The 23,948-nt window shown below is 31.5% G+C and carries 18 protein-coding genes and 3 pseudogenes; all 21 read right to left on the reverse strand.

Annotated elements, in window-relative coordinates; translation table 11 throughout:
- Nucleotides 1–11: 11 nt before the first annotated feature.
- Nucleotides 12–2,297, reverse strand: a complete 2,286-nt coding sequence (helD, locus tag RR409_RS10325) for an RNA polymerase recycling motor HelD (protein WP_332557671.1) — start codon at nucleotides 2,295–2,297, stop codon at nucleotides 12–14.
- A gap of 494 nt (nucleotides 2,298–2,791) precedes the next feature.
- Nucleotides 2,792–4,258 (reverse strand): annotated as a pseudogene (locus RR409_RS10330) (MDR family MFS transporter).
- A gap of 340 nt (nucleotides 4,259–4,598) precedes the next feature.
- Nucleotides 4,599–5,612, reverse strand: coding sequence for a hypothetical protein (locus RR409_RS10335; RefSeq protein WP_332557672.1), 1,014 nt, complete (start codon nucleotides 5,610–5,612; stop codon nucleotides 4,599–4,601).
- Between the two features lie 569 nt (nucleotides 5,613–6,181).
- The gene (locus tag RR409_RS10340; RefSeq protein WP_332557673.1) at nucleotides 6,182–8,062 is read right to left on the reverse strand and encodes a S8 family peptidase; all 1,881 of its coding nucleotides are present in this window, start codon (nucleotides 8,060–8,062) and stop codon (nucleotides 6,182–6,184) included.
- A 333-nt stretch (nucleotides 8,063–8,395) separates the two neighbouring features.
- Nucleotides 8,396–8,935 carry a glutathione peroxidase gene (locus RR409_RS10345; protein ID WP_332557674.1) on the reverse strand — a complete coding sequence of 180 codons (540 nt, stop codon included), beginning with the start codon at nucleotides 8,933–8,935 and terminating at the stop codon, nucleotides 8,396–8,398.
- On the reverse strand, nucleotides 8,932–9,237 hold the full coding sequence (locus tag RR409_RS10350) for a thioredoxin family protein (RefSeq protein WP_332557675.1): 306 nt from the start codon (nucleotides 9,235–9,237) through the stop codon (nucleotides 8,932–8,934). The genes RR409_RS10345 and RR409_RS10350 overlap by 4 nt, the downstream gene beginning before the upstream one ends.
- A 605-nt stretch (nucleotides 9,238–9,842) precedes the next feature.
- Nucleotides 9,843–10,676: a bacteriochlorophyll 4-vinyl reductase gene (locus tag RR409_RS10355; protein ID WP_332557676.1), complete on the reverse strand. Its 834-nt coding sequence runs from the start codon at nucleotides 10,674–10,676 to the stop codon at nucleotides 9,843–9,845.
- A 57-nt stretch (nucleotides 10,677–10,733) separates the two neighbouring features.
- The gene (locus RR409_RS10360) at nucleotides 10,734–11,036 is read right to left on the reverse strand and encodes a hypothetical protein (RefSeq protein ID WP_332557677.1); all 303 of its coding nucleotides are present in this window, start codon (nucleotides 11,034–11,036) and stop codon (nucleotides 10,734–10,736) included.
- A 167-nt stretch (nucleotides 11,037–11,203) separates the two neighbouring features.
- Nucleotides 11,204–11,623, reverse strand: coding sequence for a RidA family protein (locus RR409_RS10365; protein WP_332557678.1), 420 nt, complete (start codon nucleotides 11,621–11,623; stop codon nucleotides 11,204–11,206).
- 306 nt (nucleotides 11,624–11,929) lie between these two features.
- A complete protein-coding gene (locus RR409_RS10370) occupies nucleotides 11,930–12,283 on the reverse strand; it encodes a hypothetical protein (protein ID WP_332557679.1) in 354 nt (117 codons plus the stop codon).
- Nucleotides 12,284–12,863: 580 nt separating this feature from the next.
- Nucleotides 12,864–13,868 (reverse strand): alpha/beta hydrolase, encoded by a 1,005-nt coding sequence (locus RR409_RS10375; RefSeq protein WP_332557680.1) that lies wholly within the window; start codon nucleotides 13,866–13,868, stop codon nucleotides 12,864–12,866.
- 3 nt (nucleotides 13,869–13,871) lie between these two features.
- The gene (locus RR409_RS10380) at nucleotides 13,872–14,366 is read right to left on the reverse strand and encodes a hypothetical protein (RefSeq protein WP_332557681.1); all 495 of its coding nucleotides are present in this window, start codon (nucleotides 14,364–14,366) and stop codon (nucleotides 13,872–13,874) included.
- A 366-nt stretch (nucleotides 14,367–14,732) separates the two neighbouring features.
- Nucleotides 14,733–14,947, reverse strand: a pseudogene (locus RR409_RS10385) (MBL fold metallo-hydrolase); the annotation flags it as partial.
- A gap of 135 nt (nucleotides 14,948–15,082) precedes the next feature.
- Complete coding sequence (locus RR409_RS10390; protein ID WP_332557682.1) at nucleotides 15,083–18,211, reverse strand: PAS domain-containing protein; 3,129 nt, start codon at nucleotides 18,209–18,211, stop codon at nucleotides 15,083–15,085.
- A gap of 289 nt (nucleotides 18,212–18,500) precedes the next feature.
- Nucleotides 18,501–19,331 (reverse strand): TPM domain-containing protein, encoded by an 831-nt coding sequence (locus RR409_RS10395; protein WP_332557683.1) that lies wholly within the window; start codon nucleotides 19,329–19,331, stop codon nucleotides 18,501–18,503.
- Nucleotides 19,324–20,355 (reverse strand): DNA helicase PriA, encoded by a 1,032-nt coding sequence (locus RR409_RS10400; protein ID WP_332557684.1) that lies wholly within the window; start codon nucleotides 20,353–20,355, stop codon nucleotides 19,324–19,326. Before RR409_RS10400 ends, RR409_RS10395 begins: the two co-directional genes overlap by 8 nt.
- 23 nt (nucleotides 20,356–20,378) lie before the next feature.
- Complete coding sequence (locus RR409_RS10405) at nucleotides 20,379–21,860, reverse strand: SPFH domain-containing protein (protein ID WP_332557685.1); 1,482 nt, start codon at nucleotides 21,858–21,860, stop codon at nucleotides 20,379–20,381.
- Nucleotides 21,861–22,290: 430 nt separating this feature from the next.
- Complete coding sequence (locus tag RR409_RS10410; protein ID WP_332557686.1) at nucleotides 22,291–22,560, reverse strand: hypothetical protein; 270 nt, start codon at nucleotides 22,558–22,560, stop codon at nucleotides 22,291–22,293.
- Nucleotides 22,561–22,629: 69 nt separating this feature from the next.
- Nucleotides 22,630–22,809, reverse strand: coding sequence for a hypothetical protein (locus RR409_RS10415; protein ID WP_332557687.1), 180 nt, complete (start codon nucleotides 22,807–22,809; stop codon nucleotides 22,630–22,632).
- Nucleotides 22,810–22,820: 11 nt separating this feature from the next.
- Nucleotides 22,821–22,943, reverse strand: a complete 123-nt coding sequence (locus tag RR409_RS10420; RefSeq protein WP_332557688.1) for a Rid family hydrolase — start codon at nucleotides 22,941–22,943, stop codon at nucleotides 22,821–22,823.
- A 595-nt stretch (nucleotides 22,944–23,538) separates the two neighbouring features.
- A pseudogene (locus RR409_RS10425) lies at nucleotides 23,539–23,948 on the reverse strand (hypothetical protein); the annotation flags it as partial.

The following is a 23,948-nucleotide window of genomic DNA, read 5'->3' on the forward strand; positions in this document are numbered from 1 at the left end:
TAAATCTATGACTATATTATTTCTAGCATTTTTGCTTTTACTCCCACTGAGTAAATATAAAGCCTATGAAGTGGTCTTGTCATTGCTATATATAAAAGTTTCACATCTAGTGGGTCTGTGGTATATGCATCACTGCTTCCATTTGCAACTATTACCACATCAAACTCCAAACCCTTTACTAAATAACAAGGAATCAATACAACTCCACCTAGGTATTGGCTTTCGTTTCCCGTAATTATATCTACTTTTAAGCCAAAACTCTTTAATTCCAGCTTCATGTTTTTACATTCTTCTAGCGTTTTACAAATTATAGCTACAGATTTGAAGCCTTCCTGCAGCACTGTATTCACCTTATTTACAATATCCTTTGACACTTCACTTAAGCTAGCTTTCTCTAAAACCATTACTGGATCTCCATGTCTAATTACGGGCTTTGGATTTGGAAGATTTGGGTCTTTTAAAAAGTTTATAACTTTGCTCGCAGCTTCCATTATCTCAATAGTTGTTCTATAACTTTGCTCTAGAGTAAGCATCTCAAAATTATCTTCTCCAAATATTTTTTTTGAAACCTGTTCCCAATGTTTTATACCCCTATAGGAGTATATTCCTTGGCATAGGTCTCCCAAGATGGTAAAGGAATTCACTCCAATGAGCTTTCTTAAAATAAATAACTGGAATTCACTAAAATCCTGTGCTTCATCTATTACTACGTGTCTTACAGTGATTGGTTCCTCTAGTCCTTGGGTTAACTCTCTTATATACATAAGTGGAGCTAAGTCTTCCATGTCCGTAGTGTTATTTTCTATATTACATAAAGTTTCAATTCTTAATTCTTCTGCTATATTTTCACTAATATACTCTTTTGTATAATTATAAAACACTGACTTATCCATAAATAAATTTTTGTAATAATCCATAGGAGTTAATATTTTGAACTTGTTTAAGTACTCCCTAACTATGGTTTTTGTTTTTCTCTTTATCTTCTCTACAAGAGCATCTCTAGTGACTGCAATTTCAATGATGATTTTTCTTCTCTCATCACAATCCTTCATATCATCTTTCACTCTATGAATTTTTCCATCATATTCTGCTATTACTTCTTCTATAATACGATTTTTATTTTGCTTTAAAGTGTTATTCAAGGTTTTCTTAATTTCATTAATTCTTTTTGTCATGGGTAGATTTTTATATTCTCTCATAAAAAGATCATTTATTTTTTCATATTTTACAAGAGAAAAGGTTTCTATAAAAAAGTCTTCTTTGGGTATGAAATGATTTTCAATAACTTTCATGTATTTATCTATGGTGTCTTTAAACTCTAGGGAAGATTTAAAAGATGAGATGGTTTTAATAAGTTCATTTTTATATTGAAATTTGTCCTGTCTATTATTTACTAAAGAAGAAAGTTTCTCATGAGGACTTTTAAATTTTAATTTTTTACCTATTATATTAAGGGCAAAGTCCTCGAATGTAGTCTGTAAAACATTTTCTACACCCAAATCTGGAAGAACTTCTGAAATGTAACTTAAAAAGAATCTATTTGGTGCTATTATCATAAAGTTCCTTGGACTTAACGAACTTTCATAATTATAAAGAAGATATGCAATTCTATGAAGAGCTATAGTAGTTTTACCTCCACCAGCAGCTCCTTGCACAACTAAAGGTTTCCACATATCTGCCCTAATCACTTTATTTTGTTCTGCTTGAATAGTGGAAACTATATCTTTTAGTCTATTATCTTTACTTGATCCTAAGGCAGCTTGAAGAAATTCATCATTAGTAGTTATATCTATATCAAATATTTCTTTTAATTCAGCGTTTTCAATGGAGTATTGTCTTTTAAGTCTTATCTCTCCACTTATTTCTCCATCAGTACTGTTAAAAGTGGCCTCACCTAATCTTCCTTCATAATAAAGAGTTGCAACTGGTGCCCGCCAATCAATTATAATTAGTTCTTGGTCACTGTCTCGCATTAAAGATATTTTTCCAATATATAAGTTCTGTTTATTACTTGTTCCTTCTTCAATAAAGTCTACTCTTGCAAAATAAGGTTTTGACAAGCTTTTATCGAGATTTTTTAACTTTTGAGATAGTGAGTCTTTTCTTGATTTATTTATTACAAGTTCATTAAATTGCTCAGCGTTATCTGAGTTATAATGACTTAAACCATACTCAACTTCCTTATCAATTCTGAACTTTTCTCCTTGTATATTTTTGTTATAGTTTCTTAAATACTCCATGGTATAAGCTAATCTTTCAGTTTCATTATTATAATCTGGATGACTAAGTGCAGACATTTTAACACCTCACATTCTTTTAGGCTAATTGGTTTTTAAAATTTTAATTCTTGCTGATCCAATTGCCTTATTTTTCTGTCAGCTAATATATTTTACATAATTTAAAGGAAAAGGTAAAACTCTCAAAACCCTGATTTAACAGTAGCTCATGCTCACCCATAAAAGAATCCTACAAGAGATTTATTTTTCATTTATTTTCTAAGTTTTTCTTGACAACTCACCGTTTTTATTCTATGATATTAATATAAGGTATTAGTAGAAATAAAATAGTAAATGTATGCTTAAAAACGACTAGTTATAGTTGTTTATTTTATTTTTTGGAGAAATATTATAGAAATAACTTTCTTAACTTATAAAAAGAGCTATCTAAGTAATTTTTTACTTAGATAGCTCTTTCTGTTATTAAATCTATTTATATACCTTTTTAGACCATGAAATATCTGATTTCAGTTATTATATACAATTTAAAAATAATAGAAAAATTATTAAGTAAATTAATTCACAACTTTATCTTTAATATTTTCCTTTAGTCCCTTAGACAAGGTAAATGAGATTACAAAACAAATCAAAGTTATAACAGTCAAAATGATAAATATTGTGTGAACCCCTGAATATATTGAACCTTTTATTTGTTCTGACGGTAAATTACTAGCTATAATATTTGACGAATACAAATTATTAGGTTTTATATCCTCGATTCCTAAATTGCTAAAATATCTTACTATACTTAGGTTAAGAGTGCTGCCCAAAACACTTACTCCTATAGTTTGTCCTACGGTACGAACATGGGCGTTAGCTGCTGTTGCTGCTCCCCTTATATTATATTTAACAGAGGACTGCACTACTATAGTCAAGGTTGTAAATGCTCCTCCAAAGCCAAGTCCCATGATAAAAGCATAAATTATAACTAGGATAATTGAAGAATTCACGTGCAGTGTAACTAATAATATACAACTTATCAATATAATAAGTGAAGATACTGCCACTACTATCTTCTCCCCATATTTAGGTATTGCCTTTGATAAAAGTACTGAAGATATGGTCCAGGAAACTGACATTGGAGCTATAGCCAATCCAGATATAGTTGGACTGAAGCCTAAAATATTCTGTATGTATAGAGGCATATATACATCTACTCCTATCAAAACCCCAGAAATCAAAAAACTAATTATATTTATAATAGTATTGGTTTTTGTGAATATTTCAAAAGGTATTAAAGGCTCTGAAGCTCTTTTCTCAATGAAATAAAACGCAATGAACATTACTGATGCAATGCATAATGCTATTATAGTTATAGGAGAACTCAAGCTGCTTCCCCCACTTGACATAGTGCCATATAAAAATGCTAATATTGCTATAGAAAGTACTGCCGTACCAGCATAATCAATCTTTACCTTTTTCTTTTCAAAGTTCTCTTTAAGATTCATCTCTAATAAGAATATGGATAATATGCCGAAAGGAATATTAATAAAGAAAATCCAGTTCCATGAAAGATACTCTATTAAAAACCCACCTAAAAAAGGTCCCACAAGGCTTGCTCCCCCCCAAACGGTGCCAATCCACCCTTGAACTTTTGCCCTTTCTGAAAGGGTGAAAATATCACCAACTATTGTATAGGTTACAGTAAATATTGCGCCTGCACCAAGCCCTTGAATTGCACGAAAGGCTATAAGCTGATACATATTCCCGGAAACGCCACAAAGAAAACTACCTATCAAAAATATAATTATACCAATGGAAAGAACCTTTTTCCTTCCGAATAAATCCGACAACTTTCCATAAATAGGTGTTGAAATAGCTGAGGTCAATAAATATACTTAAAAGACCCAGCTTATTAATTCAAATCCATTTAGGGTCTTAACTATTGTGGGAATTGCAGTAGTTACAACTGTACCTTCAACTGCTCTAAGGAACATCGCCACCATCAATGAAATTACAATATTTCTTTTTCTTGAGTCCATTAAACAACCCTCTTCTTTCATAACATACTTCTGATTATACTATTCCAAAGTATTAAAAATTACTATTAATTGCCTCTAAAGACCTTATATTTTTTAATGTTCACTATCTTATGTACAAATACTATATATCACATGGCCCCAATTTAAGCATACTTTTGCCATGTTCGGCGATTTTTAGTATATACGAGTCTGTGAAATTTTCCAATGTTAATTTCTTTTTATCTATAATAAAACATTATCTTAAAATAAAAAAATACCTTCATCTAACTAATAAAACTATATGTAACAAAATAAAATAAGCCATAAATCCTGAGATTTATGGCTTATTGCTTTTATTTAACTACATTTCAGTAAGTTGCTGTTCTTTTTTTAATTTTATACTATCGCCAATTATAACCAAGCTTGTTCCTAAAAACACTACAATGCATCCTAATAAAACATTAGGTGAAATTTGTTGTGAAAAAGGAGGTAATGATAATATTATTGGTATCCACAATACATAAGAAATATTTAAAATCATAGCTGGTGCTACACTAATATATTTCATTGAAACATACCATAGAATATATGAAGTTGCTCCTATAAATGAGCCTATCGCAAATATTGGCCAAATAAGTGAAGTGCTTAAGGTTGCAAATAGATCTGCAAATTGAATTCCTCTATAAAACTCCATTATATATGAATATTCTCCGCTGAAAGGTAAGAATACTATTAAACACAGTGTCAATATTAATATTGAATAAATATGTCTAATTGTTATTGTTACAATTGGATTCACATCATCTTTTATTAATTTATAACCAAATATAGCTTCTAATCCCCATCCAAATGCTGGTACCAATGCTATCATATATACAATTGGACTAACTGCCTCTAACTGATAAGTAAGCATTATACCTAATATAGAAACTATACCTCCAATGGCCTTTGTTTTTGATAGCTTTTCTTTAAATACTAAGAAGGATGCTACTGCCCCAACTACAGGATATAATGCAGAAAATGCACCTGCTACTGGTGCTGAGATTGCACTAGCGATTGCGTACGGTATTAATCCTAATGGACCAGCCAATATTGCCGCTGGAATTATTCCAAAGCCTTTCTTTGTGAAAAGTACACCTTTAAATTCATCCATTAAATTACTTCTACTTATTACAATTATTTCAAATATTACATTAAACACTAAGTCTACTAATGAAATTAATAAAGTGGTAATCAAAATTAGCATTATTCCTTGTACACTTAGCAAATCTCCTTTTGAGTTAGCATATAAATTTAACACAGTATACAAAATCACTGTATATATTGCCCATGTTAAGCCAGATAATAGCCCTATCACATTCCCTTTTTTAATCATAATATCAACCTCTTTCACCTTAATAATGAATTCTTATAGACTACTTCCTCACTTATATTCTTGCTTAATTAGCTAACGAATATAAATGTATTCTCTTATTTATATATTGTTTTTAACTCTTGTGCTTTAATTTTTTTAAAAAACTTCAACCAATTGTTTGTGTTCATATTCTGAACACAATCATTGTATCATATATTTTTTCTTCGGTCTACCATATTTTTATATAAATTTTAATAAAAATAATTCATCTATTTTCATTGTTATTTACGTTTTTTAAATTCATAAAACAACTTCAAAAGGTGATAAATCAAATAAATTTAATTTAGGGATATTCTTTATAAAAAAGGCTTTATTACTAGACCCTTAAATAAGTAATCCTATAATTTGAGAAAAAAAATAACGCAAAACTTTATATTGTTTTGCGCTGGTTTTAATATTTAGATACTATTTTTTATTCTTATATAGAAATTATTATCATCAGAATCTTTATCACTAAAAATGCTCTTAGTGTAACTTTTAAGAAAGTCTTCCGATGAACCACACCATAATCTTAACCCTTAATATTAAGCTTATTTAAATCTATAATATATCTCAGCTGGTATATTAATGTACAAGTTTTCTGCAGAGTTATTATTCTTGATGCAATTATCAATTCCACTGTAAGTATCTTTTCTTTCGTGTTTTAACGCTTCAACTAATTTCTTAAAACTAAGTTTGCCGAATCCCACTTCTGCATTTGGATAGATTACACTTTCGTCTTTTAAAGTTGAGGAAACTAACAAATTCTTTAAAAAAGCCGAATAGAGCTCTGTGTACTTTCCTTGTAATAACCCCCACTGATATATTAATGCAATCGCCCCTACAAGTATTGCACCAGCCATAGCTGGTCCACTACTGTTAACTAACGCATTATTTATTCCAGCAGTTAATAAGTTAAAGCCCTCAATTGTTAATCCTGGTTGTATTGTACCACTCCTTGGATATCCCCTTCCTGAATCAGTAGCAATTTTGTTATTAACGTTATCAAAACAAGATGCTACTAGTATATTGACAGCTGTTCCTGGAGTTAATAGAGTAGTTTCTGGATTTGGTTTTATTAATCTGGTACCTGGCTTTAATAACTCTTTTGAAAACAGCCATATATCATATACTCCACTTACAATATTCTGTCCGAAAAGACTAATTTTCCAAAGACCGGGATTCATATTTCTTATTATAAGCTCTAGATTCACATATCCACTATTTTTTTGTTGTTCACAGTAAACAATATGAATACCATTTTCTTCATAGGAAAGAATTTTATTTTTTTCTTCTATTGGAATTTGATTTAGTTTCTTGCCTTTAGAGGATGTAATACTTGTATATATATTATCTATGTTTCTGGTATAAATGGACATATATAAAGAACTTTGATTATTTCCAACATTAATAAAAATGTCTCGTATTTCCCCAGTAGCATTAATGGTTCCCCCAGCATGAGTTTCACCATGCCCCTGATTCCCGGTATTAGTAACTATGCTAAACTCTCTCTTTTGTGTCATAACATCTATATATCTTTCTAGAATAGTTTCCCCACTACGCCCACCAGAATTACTGCCTAAAGGTAAATAGACTACCATTGGCTTTTTTAGGCTTTGTTGCACATTCGATAGATATTGAATGGCTGTGGAGATTACACTTGTTTGATATATAGTTCCTGAGTTGTTTTCAATTCCGTAATATTGAAGAAAATTTTCAGTTGGTGGCTGAAGGTTAACTATGGCAAACTCACACTTTGGAGCTATTGATACAAAAGTGTCATCTTTGTCCAATTTTCTTCCTCCAATAATTCCAGCTATAGCATTTCCAAAAGCAACCTTATCTCTAGAAGGTATATTATCTTTCTGTAGTGTATTGTTCTCCTTTGAAGCTACAATATCATTAATTTCTGCGTTGTTATAAGTTGTTCCAAAGGGAAAGAATTCAGGTCCTGGCCCCCTCTGTATGGTTTGATCCCAGAAAGCAACAATTCTACTTTCACCTTGCTCTGTGATAAACCGTGGACTTAAATAATCTATTCCATTACCAATGATACCGATAATAACCCCTTCACCATCTAAGGAAATATCTCCTCTATCAATAAATTCACTATTGGGATTAAAATCCAAAGATAATTGTGATAATGTAAATATATAGTTTGGTTCAAAATTAATAATTTCAGGCACAGCTTCAAGCAATTGATTTATCATGCCTCTTTTCACAAACAATATTGCATAAAATTTTTCTGTAATAAAAACGTCAGCATAATAAATGGTTGATAATTTCTCTGCAAGATTTCCTATATATTCCACAATAAAAGTTTCATAATTGTCGCCTAAAAGATACTCTACTAACTTTTCATGTACAGGATTTCTTTCTCTTTCTCCAACCATTTCTTTGTTGATTTTGTCATGATAATTATAATACACCATTGTGGTAACTCATCCTATTTCAATTTCTACTAATAGCAATATATTCAATGTAACTTTACAAAATGCTAAAATTAAGTTCCATTTTTAAAAGATAAATTAATTAGCGTCTTTTGAAGATTTAATTTCCTAATAATATTTTTTCCATGGAAAGGTAAATTTCATCTATTAGTTTATATTTGTATATACTTAAAGATGTTCACTTTCTGCAATTTTATCGTGGTATATACGCTGAGATTGTTGTGAAAGATGGGTGCTTTTACCACCAATATTTATACAAGATAGCATATACTGCAAATATAAAGAGTACCTTTAGTAGGGTACTCTTACACTTTCTTAATTTAATTCAAGTAAATCATCAATAATTTCATCTAATTTTTCTGGCTCATAGGTTGGTGCAAATCTACCAATAACATTACCGTTTCTATCTACAAGAAATTTAGTGAAGTTCCATTTAATATCATCACCTTTTGTAGTGAACCCCATCTCTGATAATTTACTATATAATCCTTCTGATGCCTCATCTTCCTCAGCCTTTGGTGCTTCTTTTTTCATAAATTTAAATAATTCATTTGCATTTTCACCATTTACATCGATTTTACTAAAAGTTTTAAAAGCAGTTCCAAAGTTTATCTTACAGAACTGGGAAATTTCTTCATTACTTCCTGGGGCCTGCTCAAAGAATTGATTACTCGGAAAATCCAATATTTCAAATCCCCTATCTTTATATTTATCATAAAGCTTTTGAAGGCCTTCATATTGTGGTGTAAATCCGCAGCCTGTTGCAGTATTTACTATTAATAGTACCTTACCTTTATAATCCTCCATGGAAATTTCGTTACCTTCTATGTCTTTTACTTTAAAATCATAAATCATATTAATCTCTCCTCTAATAGATATTTTTTAATATTTTCTTCAATTTCCTTCTTTGATGAAAAACCAGTTATTACATCCCATTTTTCATCATGTTTTAAAATTACCATAGTAGGAATATTTACTACATTATATTTATTTGCAATTTCTAAATTTCTATCCACATCAACTTTTAAAAAATTTAACCATTCATCCATATCCACTAATAATTCTTCAAATATTAGAGATAACATTTTACAATGTGTGCACCATTGTGCAAGAAAACTACTATAATCACTCCACTTTTTATTTCTTTTAAAATTCAATGGAATCAGCTATTTTTATCATTTTAGGTACTCGTACTCTGTTTAGAACTATTGAACTTTTGTCCTTTTTATAATGATTTACTAAGGATTCTTTGAACTTCCTCTTCCTTCTCAAATAACAAACACCCACCTGAAATGTATTACTTTATATTTACGTACATCTTGCCTTTATATGAGTAATGAACATTAATAATCTTAATTCACCTTCAATTCCTCCTAGCTATATGTAAGCAACTTATACTCTGAATCCAGGTTATGCAATTTAAGGAGTGAATATAACAGTTCACAAAAACTTCGAATCCTTTATACTCAATTTATTATGTTTAATAAATAAAAAAAAGGAACCGATTCGGGTTCCTTTTTCACTTTACACTGTATCACATTTGTTCATTTAGAATACTTATTCTGCTATGTTTATCAATAGATAAATCCAAAAGATGTATCCTACTATATAAACATTGATTGTGTTTCTAAAGGCTTCTTACTTAACCTAAATTTCTATGTATTATTGTTATAAATTCCATGGACATAACAAAACAAATGTTTCTAAATCTAATTATTTCTATGCTTCATTAAACTTGAATTTAGAGTCCTTACCTTCATTCTTATCTACCGATGTTATCCTCTTCTATCACTTCATAGTCTACTTCAACGAAATCGCGGGTAATATCTGAGGCTACTTCAGCCACATCTCTGTCATAATCAGCTTGACTATAGTTAGTTACTGATTTATCTAAAACTTTCCTTAAACGTTCTCCCATAGGTTTCATAGATGCATAAGTCATTCCACCTGAAATAATGCCCCCTATTATTGGGATTGCTTTAGAAACTCCCTTTGCAAAGGTATCCTTTGTTAGCTTTACCCCAAGAACAGCAGCAATTTTCTTGATAATTGGATAGTATATCGTGTTAGTTAATGCCTTCTGAGGTATCTTCTTTAGTGCTTGTTTTGACATATTAACTGATATCAATCTTAGGGCTGTTGCTGAGCCCCCAACTCCAAACATTACTCCAATGAACACCACTAGTTCTTGAATAACATTTTTATCATCGAGGTTACCATTCTCCCAAAGATCCTTAAATCCATATATATATGCTAGTTCTTGTGCCATACGCAACACTACTCCAAAAAACTGCAAAGTATCTGCTGGAATTGTAGCAGCCATTGCAAAGCCTCCTGGTAGTCCTGCGGCAAAGGAAGCACCTGAACTTTGTAGGGTTCTCTTGTTTATAAGATTTTTTGCTTCTCGTTCTATAGTACTTAGCTTAATTCCTGCTAGAACTGGTCCCTTCTCAATTAAATCTTGGATTTGTAAATTTGATAAGTGGTTATCAAAAGTTTTTATTAAAAATTCTCTTCTATTAACTTTCACTCCTGGTATCCTTAGAGCGTTGGTTATCACAACCTCGAGAGCATTGTTACTTGCTTTTTCACTCATTTACTTCATCCCCTGTTTCTTGAATATTGTATATTTATTATTTAATTTTAATATTGTTTATTTAAATTTTAGTTTCACTATTTGATTCTGTAAGTATATATAAATCGTATCTTCTGTGGTGGAAATCTTACTTATATCTTTTAAGCTAACATAAACTCCATGAAAGTCATAATAGTTCCTTTCACCAGTTTTACTAATCAGTCTCAGCGTTTTTCCGTGACGCTCTTCTAACAACTCATAATCAAATTCATCAATACAATAAACTGTATCAAGCTCATATGCGTTTATTATTACTACTAGGGTTGAATCTTTTTTCTCATCAAGTACTTTAAAAACCTCATCTAACGTTATATGTTTCATAACTATTATCCCCTCTTTATATAGTTTTATATTGTCATGCAGTTATAACCTCTTAAAAGCTGTTTATATATATTAACATATGTTTATTATTTAAATGAATTTAGATAAGCTATCGTATCCACCGCTAAGTCACATTCTAAGAAATATGACAATAACTCACCTTCATATTATGATGATTTATCTGAATTATCTACTGCTGCTACAGCCTCAATTTCTACTAATTGATTTGTGTAGCCTAATACTGTAACTCCAGATAAAGTGCTTGGAACATCATGCTCACCAAATTCTTTTCTTATAGTTTCCCATGAAGCAACTAAATCTGATCGATTTTGGGAGGCTACAAGAACTCTAGTATATACAATGTCTTCTAATGTGGCATTACACTCCTTCAAAGCTTCTTTTAAATTGTTTACGCAAAGTTTTGACTGAAGCTCATAATCACTCATATCAGGTACTTTTCCATCTTTATCAAGAGGGCATGCTCCAGCTAAGAACAGTAAATCCATACCTGATGGTACTCTTCCAGCATAAGCATAATCAACAAGGGCTAAATTTGTAGAATGAATTAATGATATTTTTTTATTCATTTTGATTCCTTTCTTTTTCGTAATGTTCCTAGGTAAATTTATTACGAAATCATTTATTATTTTGTTAATTATCTTTTCGAAAGTATTTCACAATTAGTATTAATTATAAATAATACTATGGTTATATTTTACTATAAAACAACTAAAATCCTACTAGAAAATATTCAATAAAAAATTATTAATTTCTAACAAGCATCAAAAATATGGCATGTTCAAATCTAAGCTTGCTGGCTTTATCAAAATCTAAGTGGTAGTTGTTTTAAGTCTTAGTCTACTTTCAATAACAACATATAATTTAATATATTATTATTTTCTTTTAAGCTTATACAGAGTTTTACTAGTCTGAACTCTATGTTCTTCTTCAGAAATTTTCCTCTTTTCTAACTTCTTGTTTATTGATATAAATAACTTTAAGATTAAAAACTCTTCAATTTCTAACTCCATTGCATCTCCACAATATGGGCACACAATTACATAATTTGAACCTATTATAAACAATTTAAAGTTTGGGTCAAATTCATAGCGTTTATAAATGTTGTAAAATTTATTTTTATTACAAATTGCACATATTGGTGAAATTCTTTGCAGTATCCAATTGTCCTCATTTTGATATGTCATTTGCTCTACAAACACTTTGCCAATAAGTTTAGTTGATCCCATTCTTACCCCACCTTTATACAATCTTTTAAAAATTTTCGTAGTGAACTATTAATTCTTAAATAAAATATCCATCCCTCAGTTGTATTGTCTTCCATGATTTGAAAAATTTTTTAACCATTCATCTATTTCATCTTCATAAGAATACTGTTTATCATTTATTACTAAAGTAAGAAAACATCTTCCCAGCAAAACTTCCTGTTTTATCCAATATGTTTTTTCAGTTTAAATAATACCATTCTATTACATATACTCTAAGAAATTTTGTGCAAACTTCCATCCACGCTTTAGCTTTTGTTACATGAATTTACATCTTTATCTTGGTAACATTCCTAAAATAGTTCCATTACTATGATATTTAACTACTAAATTTTGTATACATGATCTTAAAACTTAGAATGTCGTAAAAATATAATTAAATAAAATAAAAGCCACTAAGAAAAGTGTCCTAGTACTTTAGAAAATCCTTGGATATCTTTACTTAATAGCTCTTTATTTCAGTTAGTTTTTCAATTAAACTTCTTTAAAATATAATAATAATACACTGCTGTAGTAATTTGGGCTCATAAAATGCTTGTATTCTCTACAAATTCCTTCCAAAATCTAGTACAGCCTCGATATATTGCTTTGGCTTGAATGCATGGATAACATGATTAGCAGGAATTTTTTTATATTGTGTGTGAGGTGCCAATTCCATTATGCGCTTCACATCATTATCATCCATGGCTCCTACAAGGCCGAACTCAGGATATCTGTGCCAGTTTGCATGTAAAACCAACATAGGGCATTTTACAGCTTTTAAAGCTTCAGAATGATCAATTCCTTCATAAAAACGACCATCTACGAAAGCTCTGGCAAAATCCGGATCAAACATGGATAGGGATTTTAACAGCAATTTCAAGGTTGCGGGAAAGCCAACTTCAATGGGTTGTCCTGGATGCTTTACTTCGAATTTTCGAATTTGCTTGGATAAAATATTTACAAACCATTCAGGAACTTTCTTTTTACGCTTTTCAGAAACGGGCATTTCCATACCACGGAAATAATCTGCTAAATTCCTTTTATTAAGGTCTCCAATATTATCCACAAGATGCTTAAGTCCGTTATATACAAAACGGTCTTCCTCTTTAAAGCGAGGCATCTCAACAGAAAATACTGGAGCATCTTCAATAATTGCACCCATAATATATTCAGGTAAGTTGGCAGCACACCACAATGTTATAATTCCACCAGAGGAGTTTCCACCTACAATGGCCTTTCGCTTCACAACCTTTTCTAAAAAAGCCCTCATATCTTTGCCTATACTCTTCCATGAGTAGTTACCAGGCGTCCAACTTGATTTTCCATGACCTCTGATTTCAACAACATATACTTGAAATTTCTGAGATAACGGTATCATGACCTTTTCATAACTTTCCCAAGTCCCCATCTGTGCAGGAATAAGTACTAATGGAGGCCCATTATTTGGGCCAACAACGTAGTTAATTTTAATTTCCCCCGTATAAAATTGCAATTCTTGAAAACCGGCTCTCTCAATACCTAGATTTGAAATTTTCCCTGATTGATGTTCAAATGGATTCATATACATAACTTAATCCCCCAAATTTTTTTTATTTCTATATTCCTTCCAAGCAGCTATCATTTCATCATGGCACTGTATTTGTAAATTTATCCACTCGCTCATTTCCTTTAATTGTTCACGGGCAGGTTCCTCAGGGTCAAGAGCGTCTTGTCCCTGCTGGGCTATCTTCCATAAAGGAATAAGACCTTTTTTTCGATGCTCCAATACCCGTTCCCAAGCCATAGGACAAAACTGGTAATAGTCCGTTCTATCGCCAGAAAATGTGACTTTATCTACCCAACCATTGGCAATAAGCCCACGAATATTAGTTGAAATGCTGCTCCTACTTGCCTGCAGCAATTCAGCCATTTCTTCAGCAGACAATGGGGTAGCTACAGACAGGCACAGGCCAAATATACGTCCCCCTATACGAGGAATACCATATCCCTCATATACTCCTGCAATATTCTCTATAAATTTCAAAACCTCAGAATTGAGTTGAATTTCTTTCTTCTCTCGTTTCATATAATCACGCCTCCGTATCTTCATTATAGTTATTTCATTTATTTCAGTCAATACTGAAAAAACTGAAATAAAAAAGTAATATATACTATAAGCTAAAAATTAATTTTTACCCATACTTTTAGGTGTATGTCTCAACTCACCCATAATTTCAATCATTTTACCACTTCAAGCGTTTTTGTTTCTAAGTCTTCGAGGAATTTTCCAATGAGCCCATCTCCATAAGTTAAAATTCCTGAATTAACACCCAAATTAAAATATTTCTCTTAAGAATATTAATCGCAAAACTAGTGTAGCTTTTAATTCTTCTGTTTCATAATTTGCCCTACTAGTCATTCTACCAATTAAAAATTCTTATTCTCCAAACTTTTACCATTGTATTTCTAATCTTACTCCTGCTTCTTCCAAGGGCAATGCCTTATGCATTTCTCTCGGACATCAAAGGAAGTACAATGACAAGGATATAATTCCCTTATATTGTTCTGTTTAAAATAATCTATAGTCTTTCTTACTCGATCTGATAGTTCAAACAAATGAAATCCACCTATAATACCTAATACCCTGTGATCGTTACATACCTCTTTCTCATTATCGGTTATTAAAACAAAAAAGGCACACTAATTTATTGACTTTAGTGTACCTTTTTACATTGATTATTTAGCTAGTAGTGACTTTTAACAATGATTCATAGTATTGTGAACGTGATTTAGCATTGCATACTATAAGTAGATATCGGAAAATTCTACAGTTGTAACTTGCACAAGACGATTGTCCATAAGATTAGTCATTTGCTTATCATTACCATCTTCAGCTACCATCTCATTTGGAAGGGTTACAATAAATGTACTCCCCTTTCCAACTTTACTTTTAACGGATATATTTCCTCCAAAGGCTTCAACAAGCTTTTTAACAAGGGATAATCCAATCCCTGCCCCTTCTGCCTGCCTAGATAATGTGCTATCAACTTGACCAAACCGTTCAAAAATAATATCTGTTTTATCCTCAGGTATACCTAATCCATAATCCCTTACTTCAATAGCTATATTATCTTTTATGGAACACAGATTTACAATAATCTCCTTGCCTTCTGGTGTAAATTTAATCGCATTAGAAAGAAGATTTAACAGTATTCGTTCGTATTTCTCATCATCAATACCTACTATTATCTTTTCGAAGGAAGTTTCAAAGGTTATCTTAATTCCCTTTTGAGAAGCATATTGATTAACAGATTCTGTAATAGCCCTGGTTAAGAATACAATATCTATGTTTCTTTTATGTATCTTTATTCTGCCAGCATCTGCCCTTGTAATATCAAGAAGATTATTTACTAGTCTTAGTTGTCTGAAGGTATTCTGCCTTATGGTTGCAAGATATTCTTTAACCTTATCCGATAATTCATGACTATAAAGAAAATTTAAACCTTGAATAGCGGCACTAATAACATTTAACGGAGTTCTAAATTCATGTGATATAAGAGATAGAAATTCATCTTTCATTTCCATTGCTTTTTCAAGGGTTGCATTCTTTTCACACTGCGCTTGTAGTGCAGCTTCTTGATGATATTTAATTGCCTTCTCCTGAATTACCTGTTTTGTAATATCCCTTACACATAAAACAGCTTCTTTCACTTTTCCCCCATCATCATGTATTGAACTTCCATTAACACTTATATACATTTTTTTATCTGGACGCTGTATAGTCAATATGTAATTCTGAAAGCTTCCTTTATTGATAACTCTAAATGAAGGTAAATCTTCTTGTTTCATTTCTTCACCATCAATATCATAATAGTATTTATTACATTTTAATGTTTCACCAGCTATAGCTCCAACTTCAGAGTTATTAAAAAAATCTTTTGCTGACTGATTTAAAAAAGTGATTTTATAATTATTATCTACTAGCTTCAAACCATCAGACATACTACTTATAATGGCATCCAGTTGCTTTTTCTGATTTCTTATTATTTCATTATTTTTAACCACCTCTGTGACATCACGGCAGCTAGAAATCGTCATTGAAATATTGCCTTCCATGTCATATACAGGTGTTGAGTTAACATCAACAGTTAACTCCTTATCAGGTCTTTTCACTATTAGCCGAGCACTTTTTACTTTTTCACCTCTTAATGCGCGTACAGCAGGCATATCTTCATATGATAATTCCCTGCCTTCTGTGTCAAAATATTTGGTTGTTTTAAAAGTTTCACCTAAAACACTTGCTTTTTCCATATCATAGAATAGTTTTTTAGTTTCAGCATTAATTTTAAGTATTTTGCCTTCTTTATCAGATACAACAATAGCCTCAGACATATTTTCTATGATAGCCTCTAACTTCTCTTTTTGCTCTTGAACTAACTTTGAGCATTTAATATGTTCAGTTACGTCCGTAGCAAAAGAGATAATCATACTTATATTACCTGTATTATCTAGCAGCGGTATGGTTTTAACCTGTAAGTAAAATTCTTCCTCTCCCTTTTTCATAATAGTAACTCTATTGTCAGGTTTTTTAGTTCTTAAAACTGTTGAGTATGCCATATTCTCTTTAGGAATAAGCTTTCTATTGAAATCCAAATATTCAAGTTCCTTAAGGCTATCGATATCTTTTTTACTTCTATCTTCATTAAAGTATCTTGCAGCTGCTTTATTCATATAAATATGGTTACCTTTTGAGTCATACGCAAAAAGTAAATCTGATATATTGTCCATTATAGTTTCAAGCTGAACTTTTTGATTTTCAATAAGCTTTAAGTGCTCCACTCTTTCCGTTGTGTCTCTTGAAGTTAAAACACCCATAATAATTTTGCCATTTTTATCACAGATAGGTGTTCCACTAATACTTATACATCTTTCCCTGCCCTTAGATTTTAGAAGTATATCGTATTGGTCAAACTTTTCTCCTTTTAATACACGCATTCCAGGCAATTCAGCTAGTGTAAGTTCCTCGCCATTTGTATTACAATGTTTAACATTTTCTAGAACATCACCAATATTATTGATTACTGGGTTTAGCATCCATTCCTGTACTTTTTTATTAACCAATAGGTACTTTCCATCTTTATCAATTAGGGTAACCCCATCATTCATGTGATCCAAAATTATCTGTATCTCTTTTTTTTGCTTTTCTATTATTTTGTTCTTTACTTCTAATTGTTTTCTCTGAATAACCCTATCCGTTACTTCCTCAGCATTGTTTATAATGTATTTAAAGTTTCCATCTTCTTTTATAGGTATCATCATAATATCCCAATAGGTTACGCCTCTCGCAAATGTATCATATTTAAGTTCCTTAATGTATTTGGGCTCCCCAGTTTCGGCAACCTCTTTCCACATAACGTCTGCAGAGCTGCCCTTAAAGCCAGTTGTAAATTCCCAGATAGTTTTTCCAAATGTGCTCTCAGGACAATTATAGGGAATATCAAAATAATCAAGGTACCTTTGATTAGCCTTCAAAAGGATTAGGTCAGGGCAGCTATATATAGCCATTCCATTAATATTAGCAGAGCACTGCTGATAAAAATAATTAAGTTTATCTTCAAATCTAGATTTTGTATCTTCTATAAAAACATATATTTTCTTATCTAGTTCTTCTAGTATGTTAACAGTTACAATCCTAATTTCAAGTGATTTAGTAAACAAAAAATAGTCAGTATCTTTATCAATGTTTAGAATATTGATATTAGGACCGACTCTTAAAGTTTTAAATACATCTATAATATTTTCATTTATAAAATCAAAAGTTAAATACTCTGTGAAATCACAGAATTCTTGACTCACTTCAACAACCATTTCATTTTTTGTAACTATGAAAGGTAATTTATTTGTATGATAAACAGCATTTAACTTATACATAACAATACCTCCAAATTTCAAGCTTATCGTTAAAGTCATTAAAAATATACTTACTATTTTACCATATAGTTCCACCATATTCCATATATTTTACTTTTAAACATGTTTAGAAATAACTATGTGCATTACTATGCCATGAGGTTGATGAAAACAAAATAAGCATCCTGAAAAGATGCTTATTATAGAAAATCATACTAATATTTGGCTAAGTTTTATAGAAGATTAAATTCAACATGAATTTAATGGTGATTTTTATACTCCTATAAATTATATTTAAATACTTTCGTTATTAAAACTTTCCTCCACCGCCACCATGACTTCGTCCACTACTGCCGCTGTGAGTACTACTTTGATTATTTGAAGAAGTTTGAATTTTGGTCTTAGTAACAGATTCTCTTATAAAATCATCTCTAGTTTCATTTAGAGCAAAGGAACCATCTTCATAAGTTCTACTATTAATTGTTACTTTACCTTTGCTAGACAAAGATGCTATTATAGTGGCAACAATTGCAATAACTAGAGCACCCAAATATACTGGAAAAAACTTTATCATATATAAAACCCTTTTCAAGTAGGACGTTTTTAAATTGGGTTGACCCTGTGACGTCCCTGGGTTAACTTCTTCTCTATGCTGTCCTTGTGGAACCCCTTGCGCTGCATAATTTTTTACTGCATTAACAAAGTTTATACAGGCATTATTATAATTTCCTTTAGAAAGCTGGCTAGTTACGAGATTCGTAATATCATCTATTCTTTTATCAGTAAAAATATCAATAGCTCGCCCTGTGGTAGAAATCCAGGTTTCTCTTTTATCCATATTTATAAGTAGTAATATGCCTGAATAATCTCCTCCAACTCCATAGCCATTATTGTCGTAGTAATCATCTGCAAAAGTCATAGAGTCTTTCCCTTGTGTGTCCTTAGTGATAACCACAACCACATCGAGATTATGGTCCTTAATTACACTCTCTATATTATTTTGAAGATCAATAATTTCGCTATCCTTAAGATAATTCATATAATCCTTAACATTTTTTTGTTCTAAGGCACTAGCATTAATTACAGGAACTAATAGAATAACTACAAATACAAGTATTATAGTGCTAATTTTTTTAAACAAAGAAAGCACCTCCAAACACTACAAATATCCATACAACAAGAAATACAACTCCAGCAAACTTCACCTGTTTTAACAAGCTTATAGGAGTATCTCCCACTACCTTACCCGTTTGCCCATTCACCATAAATACATGTTCTTTACCTTTGTATTTATTAATCAATAGATAAATAGGTAGCATGGAATAATCTTCAGTGCTCTTTGCTATATTTACTTCATTGTTTCTTACTGAATAGGTTGCATATCCATTTACAGTATTTCTTAATCTGTCCTCAAGATAATTTTTTACTCTTTCCTTTAAAACAGCCTTAGCATCAACAGCTTCGACATCATATTTTTCAGCCATAAAACCAGACATGTATTGCATGGAAAAATCCTTTAAGTCCTCATAATTATATGGTTCTATTAAATGCATAAATTTATCATCTAACTTTTTAGAAGCATCTACGGGAACTTTATGATATTCTGCACTTCCACTTCGAAGAACTCTATAATGTTTAGTATTAGTATACCTGTAATCACCAACTGTCCAGGTACTAACCCTAGTTCCCTCTCCATCGATGGTTCCTTCGGCCTGACAGTTAAAGAGCCAAAAAGGAGCATATATTCCTGTTATCTTATCAATTTCTCGTTTTTCCTTAAATTCACTTGGAGCAAATCTACGCTTTCCAATCCACTTTTTATAAACTTCTTTAGCTTCTTCTTGTGTTAACCTAAAAGGAATTACACTTTTAGGTTTGAATTTTCCTGAAAACCTACTCTTGATAATAGTAGGATTTTTACAATATAAGCAAAAGGTAGCTGAGGTAGTATCATCAGCAATTAATTCAGCTCCGCAGCTAGTGCATTTATAAGAATCTAATTCTGGCATCTCTGTGTCTTGAGGTTCTTCCTGATGATATTGAGCATCAAGCTGCTCTTTAGTAAATTCACTAAAGCAGTAGTTACATTTCCAACTTTGCGAAGGTGGGTGAAATTCTAATCCCGCTTTACAGTTAAGACATTTATACTCTTTTACTGAACTCATTATTACTCTCCTTACTGAAGTATTTACAACTTATCTGAATCATTAAATTTGTCTCCACATTCTGGACAAAAGGTCGGTGGATTTTTAGGATTCTCAGGAATCCAACCACATTTATTACATTTAAAAATAGTTTCTTTTGCTAAACCATCAGGTTTCTTACTTCCACACTGAGAGCAAAATAAATCATCAGTTACATTACCACATGAACAAATCCATTTCTTCTCTTCTGGCTTCTTACTTCCACAATTTGGGCAGAAATTTCCCTCAATAACTTTTCTTCCACAGCTACATTGCCATGCCTCATATTCTTTTTGTTCCTTAATCACAGGCTTCTTAGATCCACACTTAAAGCAGAAATTAGCCTCAGATGCCATGGTATTTCCACAGGAACATGTCCATTCAGCCACTGGTGATGGTGAAGTATTATTTTGTCTATAGGTCATTTGTTGATTTGGCATAGCTCCCATAACTCCCGCTGCATTCATGCCCATGGACATTCCCGCAAAACCAAGGATTGCTCCACCTTCATTAGACCCTGCTGCCTCTAGCCCTGAGGCTAAACTTCCAGTCATACGAGCTGCCCTTGCATTTGGATCCATTAATATAGAATCATTAGCATATTTCTCCAGCAATTGATCGGTTTTCTCATCAAAAGCTATTCCTGCGATACCTACGCTATGAATATAAAAACCTCTTTTAGAAAGCCATTCTTTATCAAGAACTTCTGCCATATATTGGCCAAGCTCCATGGTTTTAATAGTTATATCCGAAACTAATACATAGCTTGCTGATAAACTTGCTAGAGAAGTAGTGTATGCTTGTAGAAATTCATTTATATACTGTTCTGCCATATCACCTGACGTAATATTAGCATTTCCAACCTTACTACAAACTTCAGTATAAAAAAGCAATGGATCTCCTATCTTAATTGAGTAAGTTCCATAGGAAGTAACCTTGCAAGGTACTACTCTTCCAGGTACTAAAACTCTATCCGTATATGACACAGGAGTTCTTGTACCAAATCTAATATTAGGAATTTCTTGCTTATTGATATAAACAACCTTTTGCTTTACAGGTGTCACCCCACCAAATTTAAAACGCTCCCAAGAATCCATTAGAGTCTTAACAAATCCATCTGGCCTTTCTATGCTATTTCCTTCTGTGTTGCCACATCCTGCTGAATCAAGTCCTTCAAAAGTCTGAAAAAATATAGAGGGTGAGGTTGAATTGTCCACTTGATAGTATCCTGGAACATCTGTAGCTGAAATAATTTTTCCTCCATCTACTAAAAGCATAAATACATTTTCAGGCACATGGATAACTGAACCATTGGATATAACATCCTCTGTGCCCCTTTTATTTGAACCGCGTGAATCTTTTTTTCTAACAAAAACACCATAGGATACTAAGGTGGAGTTGTCCATTTGTGCTGGCTCGATGGTTTCTAGCCACTGATCTGCTAACGTTCCTCCAATTGAACTAGTAATTGCTTTAAAAATACCCATGATTTTATCTTCCTTTCCAAATATTAATCATTGTTAACATCTTTTGTAATTGTAGCGAACCAGAGTTTAGACTTGCCTTATATTTGTGCTATATTAGCTTAAGGCTTTCGGCGATGGATATATTAAGTTTTATTCATTAAATTCTATATTTAAAATGCACATTTATATATTAACTTCTTGAGTAGAACTCTGAATAATTCTTCTTAATAATTAAACTTCAGTTAAACTTCACTATTATTAATATTTATATAAAAATCTGCTTTTATATATCCATAAAATACATAAATCTAGAAAATATTACACTTAAATTATACCACATTTATAATCCTATCTGTGGTATTAGACACTTTTAAATATAAGAATAAACCCTATAGTGTAGACTTTTTAGTGTCTACTCTAAGGGCTATCTTATTATCCACGGCTACATACTTTAAAAATTCATATTAAATCCAAATCCTTTACCAAAAAGAATTCCTGCAATTATAATTAATCTGAAGGCTTCCCAAAAGGTTATCTCACGCACTCCAAATATTCCAGGTATTGTAATATTCCATAGCCATTTTAAAATAGCAGTAGATATAAATACACCCGCAACCCCTAATATAATTGCTTTTAATAATAATCCTACTACAGGCATACCATGATTCATCATACTTAACCCATTTGATCCATTCATAGGATTCAAACCATTGAAGTCCATGTTATATTCCCCCCATATATAGTATAAGCTTTAAAATTCTATAGACTACATCTTGTTATCTTTCAAATATTACTTATTATTTTTATCCCACTCATATTGGGTAATACTCTGACTAACTCCATCTCTAAAGGATGCCTTTATCTCTGATAGGCATGCAATTATTGCATGCTTCACTGCCAATTTTATAATTAAATAATTAAAAAATAGTATAGCAGAGCTCAATATTAAATAGAATATCACGTATCCCAAAGCTTCTCCCCCTATCTATTTCCATATGCAAATATTTCAATTTCAACTCTTGCTCCAAGTGGTAATTCTCTAACCCCAATAGTTGTTCGTGCTGGTGGTGGTGAATTAAATTGCTTTGCATAAACAGAATTCATTTTTTCAAACTCTTTCCTACAGCATGTGAATATGGTCCTACTGAAACTGCACCTAATGAAGTAAAAGCTTTTCTTCCAATAATATAATTCCTCCCCATATTTATTATTAGTTTAGCTTAATTATAAATCTTCTTTAGAATTACAATCCCATAATTGTATTATAAGTTAAATACTTACAATTAACTAGATATTTGATTTTAATATCTATAAAATGTTTGACTCTACTTTAATTCAGGAGCATTTATGTAGGGTAATTCCTGAAAATCTTCCTATTAACTCATAAAAAAATTATGAACTCAATTATCATTAAATGTATATTCATATCTATTTAGTTACTTTGTAAAAACATGACCCTTTATTTTAACAGTTGATTATACAAGGATGAACTAAAGGATTGCTTCAAACTGACACTTCTTTAGCCATATATAAACGCGAAATAGCATATGTTACAAAAAATAAAACTCCGACTAAGGTGAAAGTCTCATCTCAGCCGGTAATATTTCCAGTATCAATTTCACATTCAATATCTGCGGAATGTAGTAAGGTTACAATAAATGAACTATATCATTTTGTTTGAAGTTGCTTTTCATTCGTATCATATAAGTATACCAACCTTAGGTAACTTCTCTAACATACTTGGTGTTAGCCCGTGCCAATTATTAAAAAGGGAACTAAAATCTTTACCGGGAGTTAACCCATAGTGTGATCCTTTACTCCAAGCTGGACTCTGACTTACATCATAAATAATTCCGTTAACTGCTACATAAGATGGTTTTCCCATGGTACCGTCATAATATGCAAGTTCTCTTAGAGTAAATTCCGTTGTTTCTCTGCTAAAATCAACTCCAAATGTCCTATCAATCTTCATTGGTTCATCAGTTATAAACTCTGGTTTCCAAGATCCTTGTGATTTTTTAAGCTTCTCCAACCTCAAATACAGGATATAATCGTATTTATGAACATGCTTTAATTCATCCATGAGTATTTCAAGTACCATATCTCTGT

It is taken from the genome of Clostridium sp. (assembly GCF_036642255.1).
Classification (GTDB): Bacteria; Bacillota; Clostridia; order Clostridiales; family Clostridiaceae; genus Clostridium_J.

What these genes read in the sequence shown, in the direction of transcription:
- RR409_RS10360 (WP_332557677.1), bottom strand. Translation starts at nt 11,036, where the DNA reads ATGAAACATATAACGTTAGATGAGGTTTTTAAAGTACTTGATGAGAAA.
- RR409_RS10410 (WP_332557686.1), bottom strand. Translation starts at nt 22,560, where the DNA reads ATGGACTTCAATGGTTTGAATCCTATGAATGGATCAAATGGGTTAAGT.
- helD (WP_332557671.1), bottom strand. Translation starts at nt 2,297, where the DNA reads ATGTCTGCACTTAGTCATCCAGATTATAATAATGAAACTGAAAGATTA.
- RR409_RS10335 (WP_332557672.1), bottom strand. Translation starts at nt 5,612, where the DNA reads ATGATTAAAAAAGGGAATGTGATAGGGCTATTATCTGGCTTAACATGG.
- RR409_RS10400 (WP_332557684.1), bottom strand. Translation starts at nt 20,355, where the DNA reads ATGAGTTCAGTAAAAGAGTATAAATGTCTTAACTGTAAAGCGGGATTA.
- RR409_RS10390 (WP_332557682.1), bottom strand. Translation starts at nt 18,211, where the DNA reads ATGTATAAGTTAAATGCTGTTTATCATACAAATAAATTACCTTTCATA.
- RR409_RS10380 (WP_332557681.1), bottom strand. Translation starts at nt 14,366, where the DNA reads ATGAAACGAGAGAAGAAAGAAATTCAACTCAATTCTGAGGTTTTGAAA.
- RR409_RS10405 (WP_332557685.1), bottom strand. Translation starts at nt 21,860, where the DNA reads ATGGGTATTTTTAAAGCAATTACTAGTTCAATTGGAGGAACGTTAGCA.
- RR409_RS10345 (WP_332557674.1), bottom strand. Translation starts at nt 8,935, where the DNA reads ATGATTTATGATTTTAAAGTAAAAGACATAGAAGGTAACGAAATTTCC.
- RR409_RS10340 (WP_332557673.1), bottom strand. Translation starts at nt 8,062, where the DNA reads ATGGTGTATTATAATTATCATGACAAAATCAACAAAGAAATGGTTGGA.
- RR409_RS10370 (WP_332557679.1), bottom strand. Translation starts at nt 12,283, where the DNA reads ATGGGATCAACTAAACTTATTGGCAAAGTGTTTGTAGAGCAAATGACA.
- RR409_RS10375 (WP_332557680.1), bottom strand. Translation starts at nt 13,868, where the DNA reads ATGTATATGAATCCATTTGAACATCAATCAGGGAAAATTTCAAATCTA.
- RR409_RS10365 (WP_332557678.1), bottom strand. Translation starts at nt 11,623, where the DNA reads ATGAATAAAAAAATATCATTAATTCATTCTACAAATTTAGCCCTTGTT.
- RR409_RS10420 (WP_332557688.1), bottom strand. Translation starts at nt 22,943, where the DNA reads ATGAATTCTGTTTATGCAAAGCAATTTAATTCACCACCACCAGCACGA.
- RR409_RS10355 (WP_332557676.1), bottom strand. Translation starts at nt 10,676, where the DNA reads ATGAGTGAAAAAGCAAGTAACAATGCTCTCGAGGTTGTGATAACCAAC.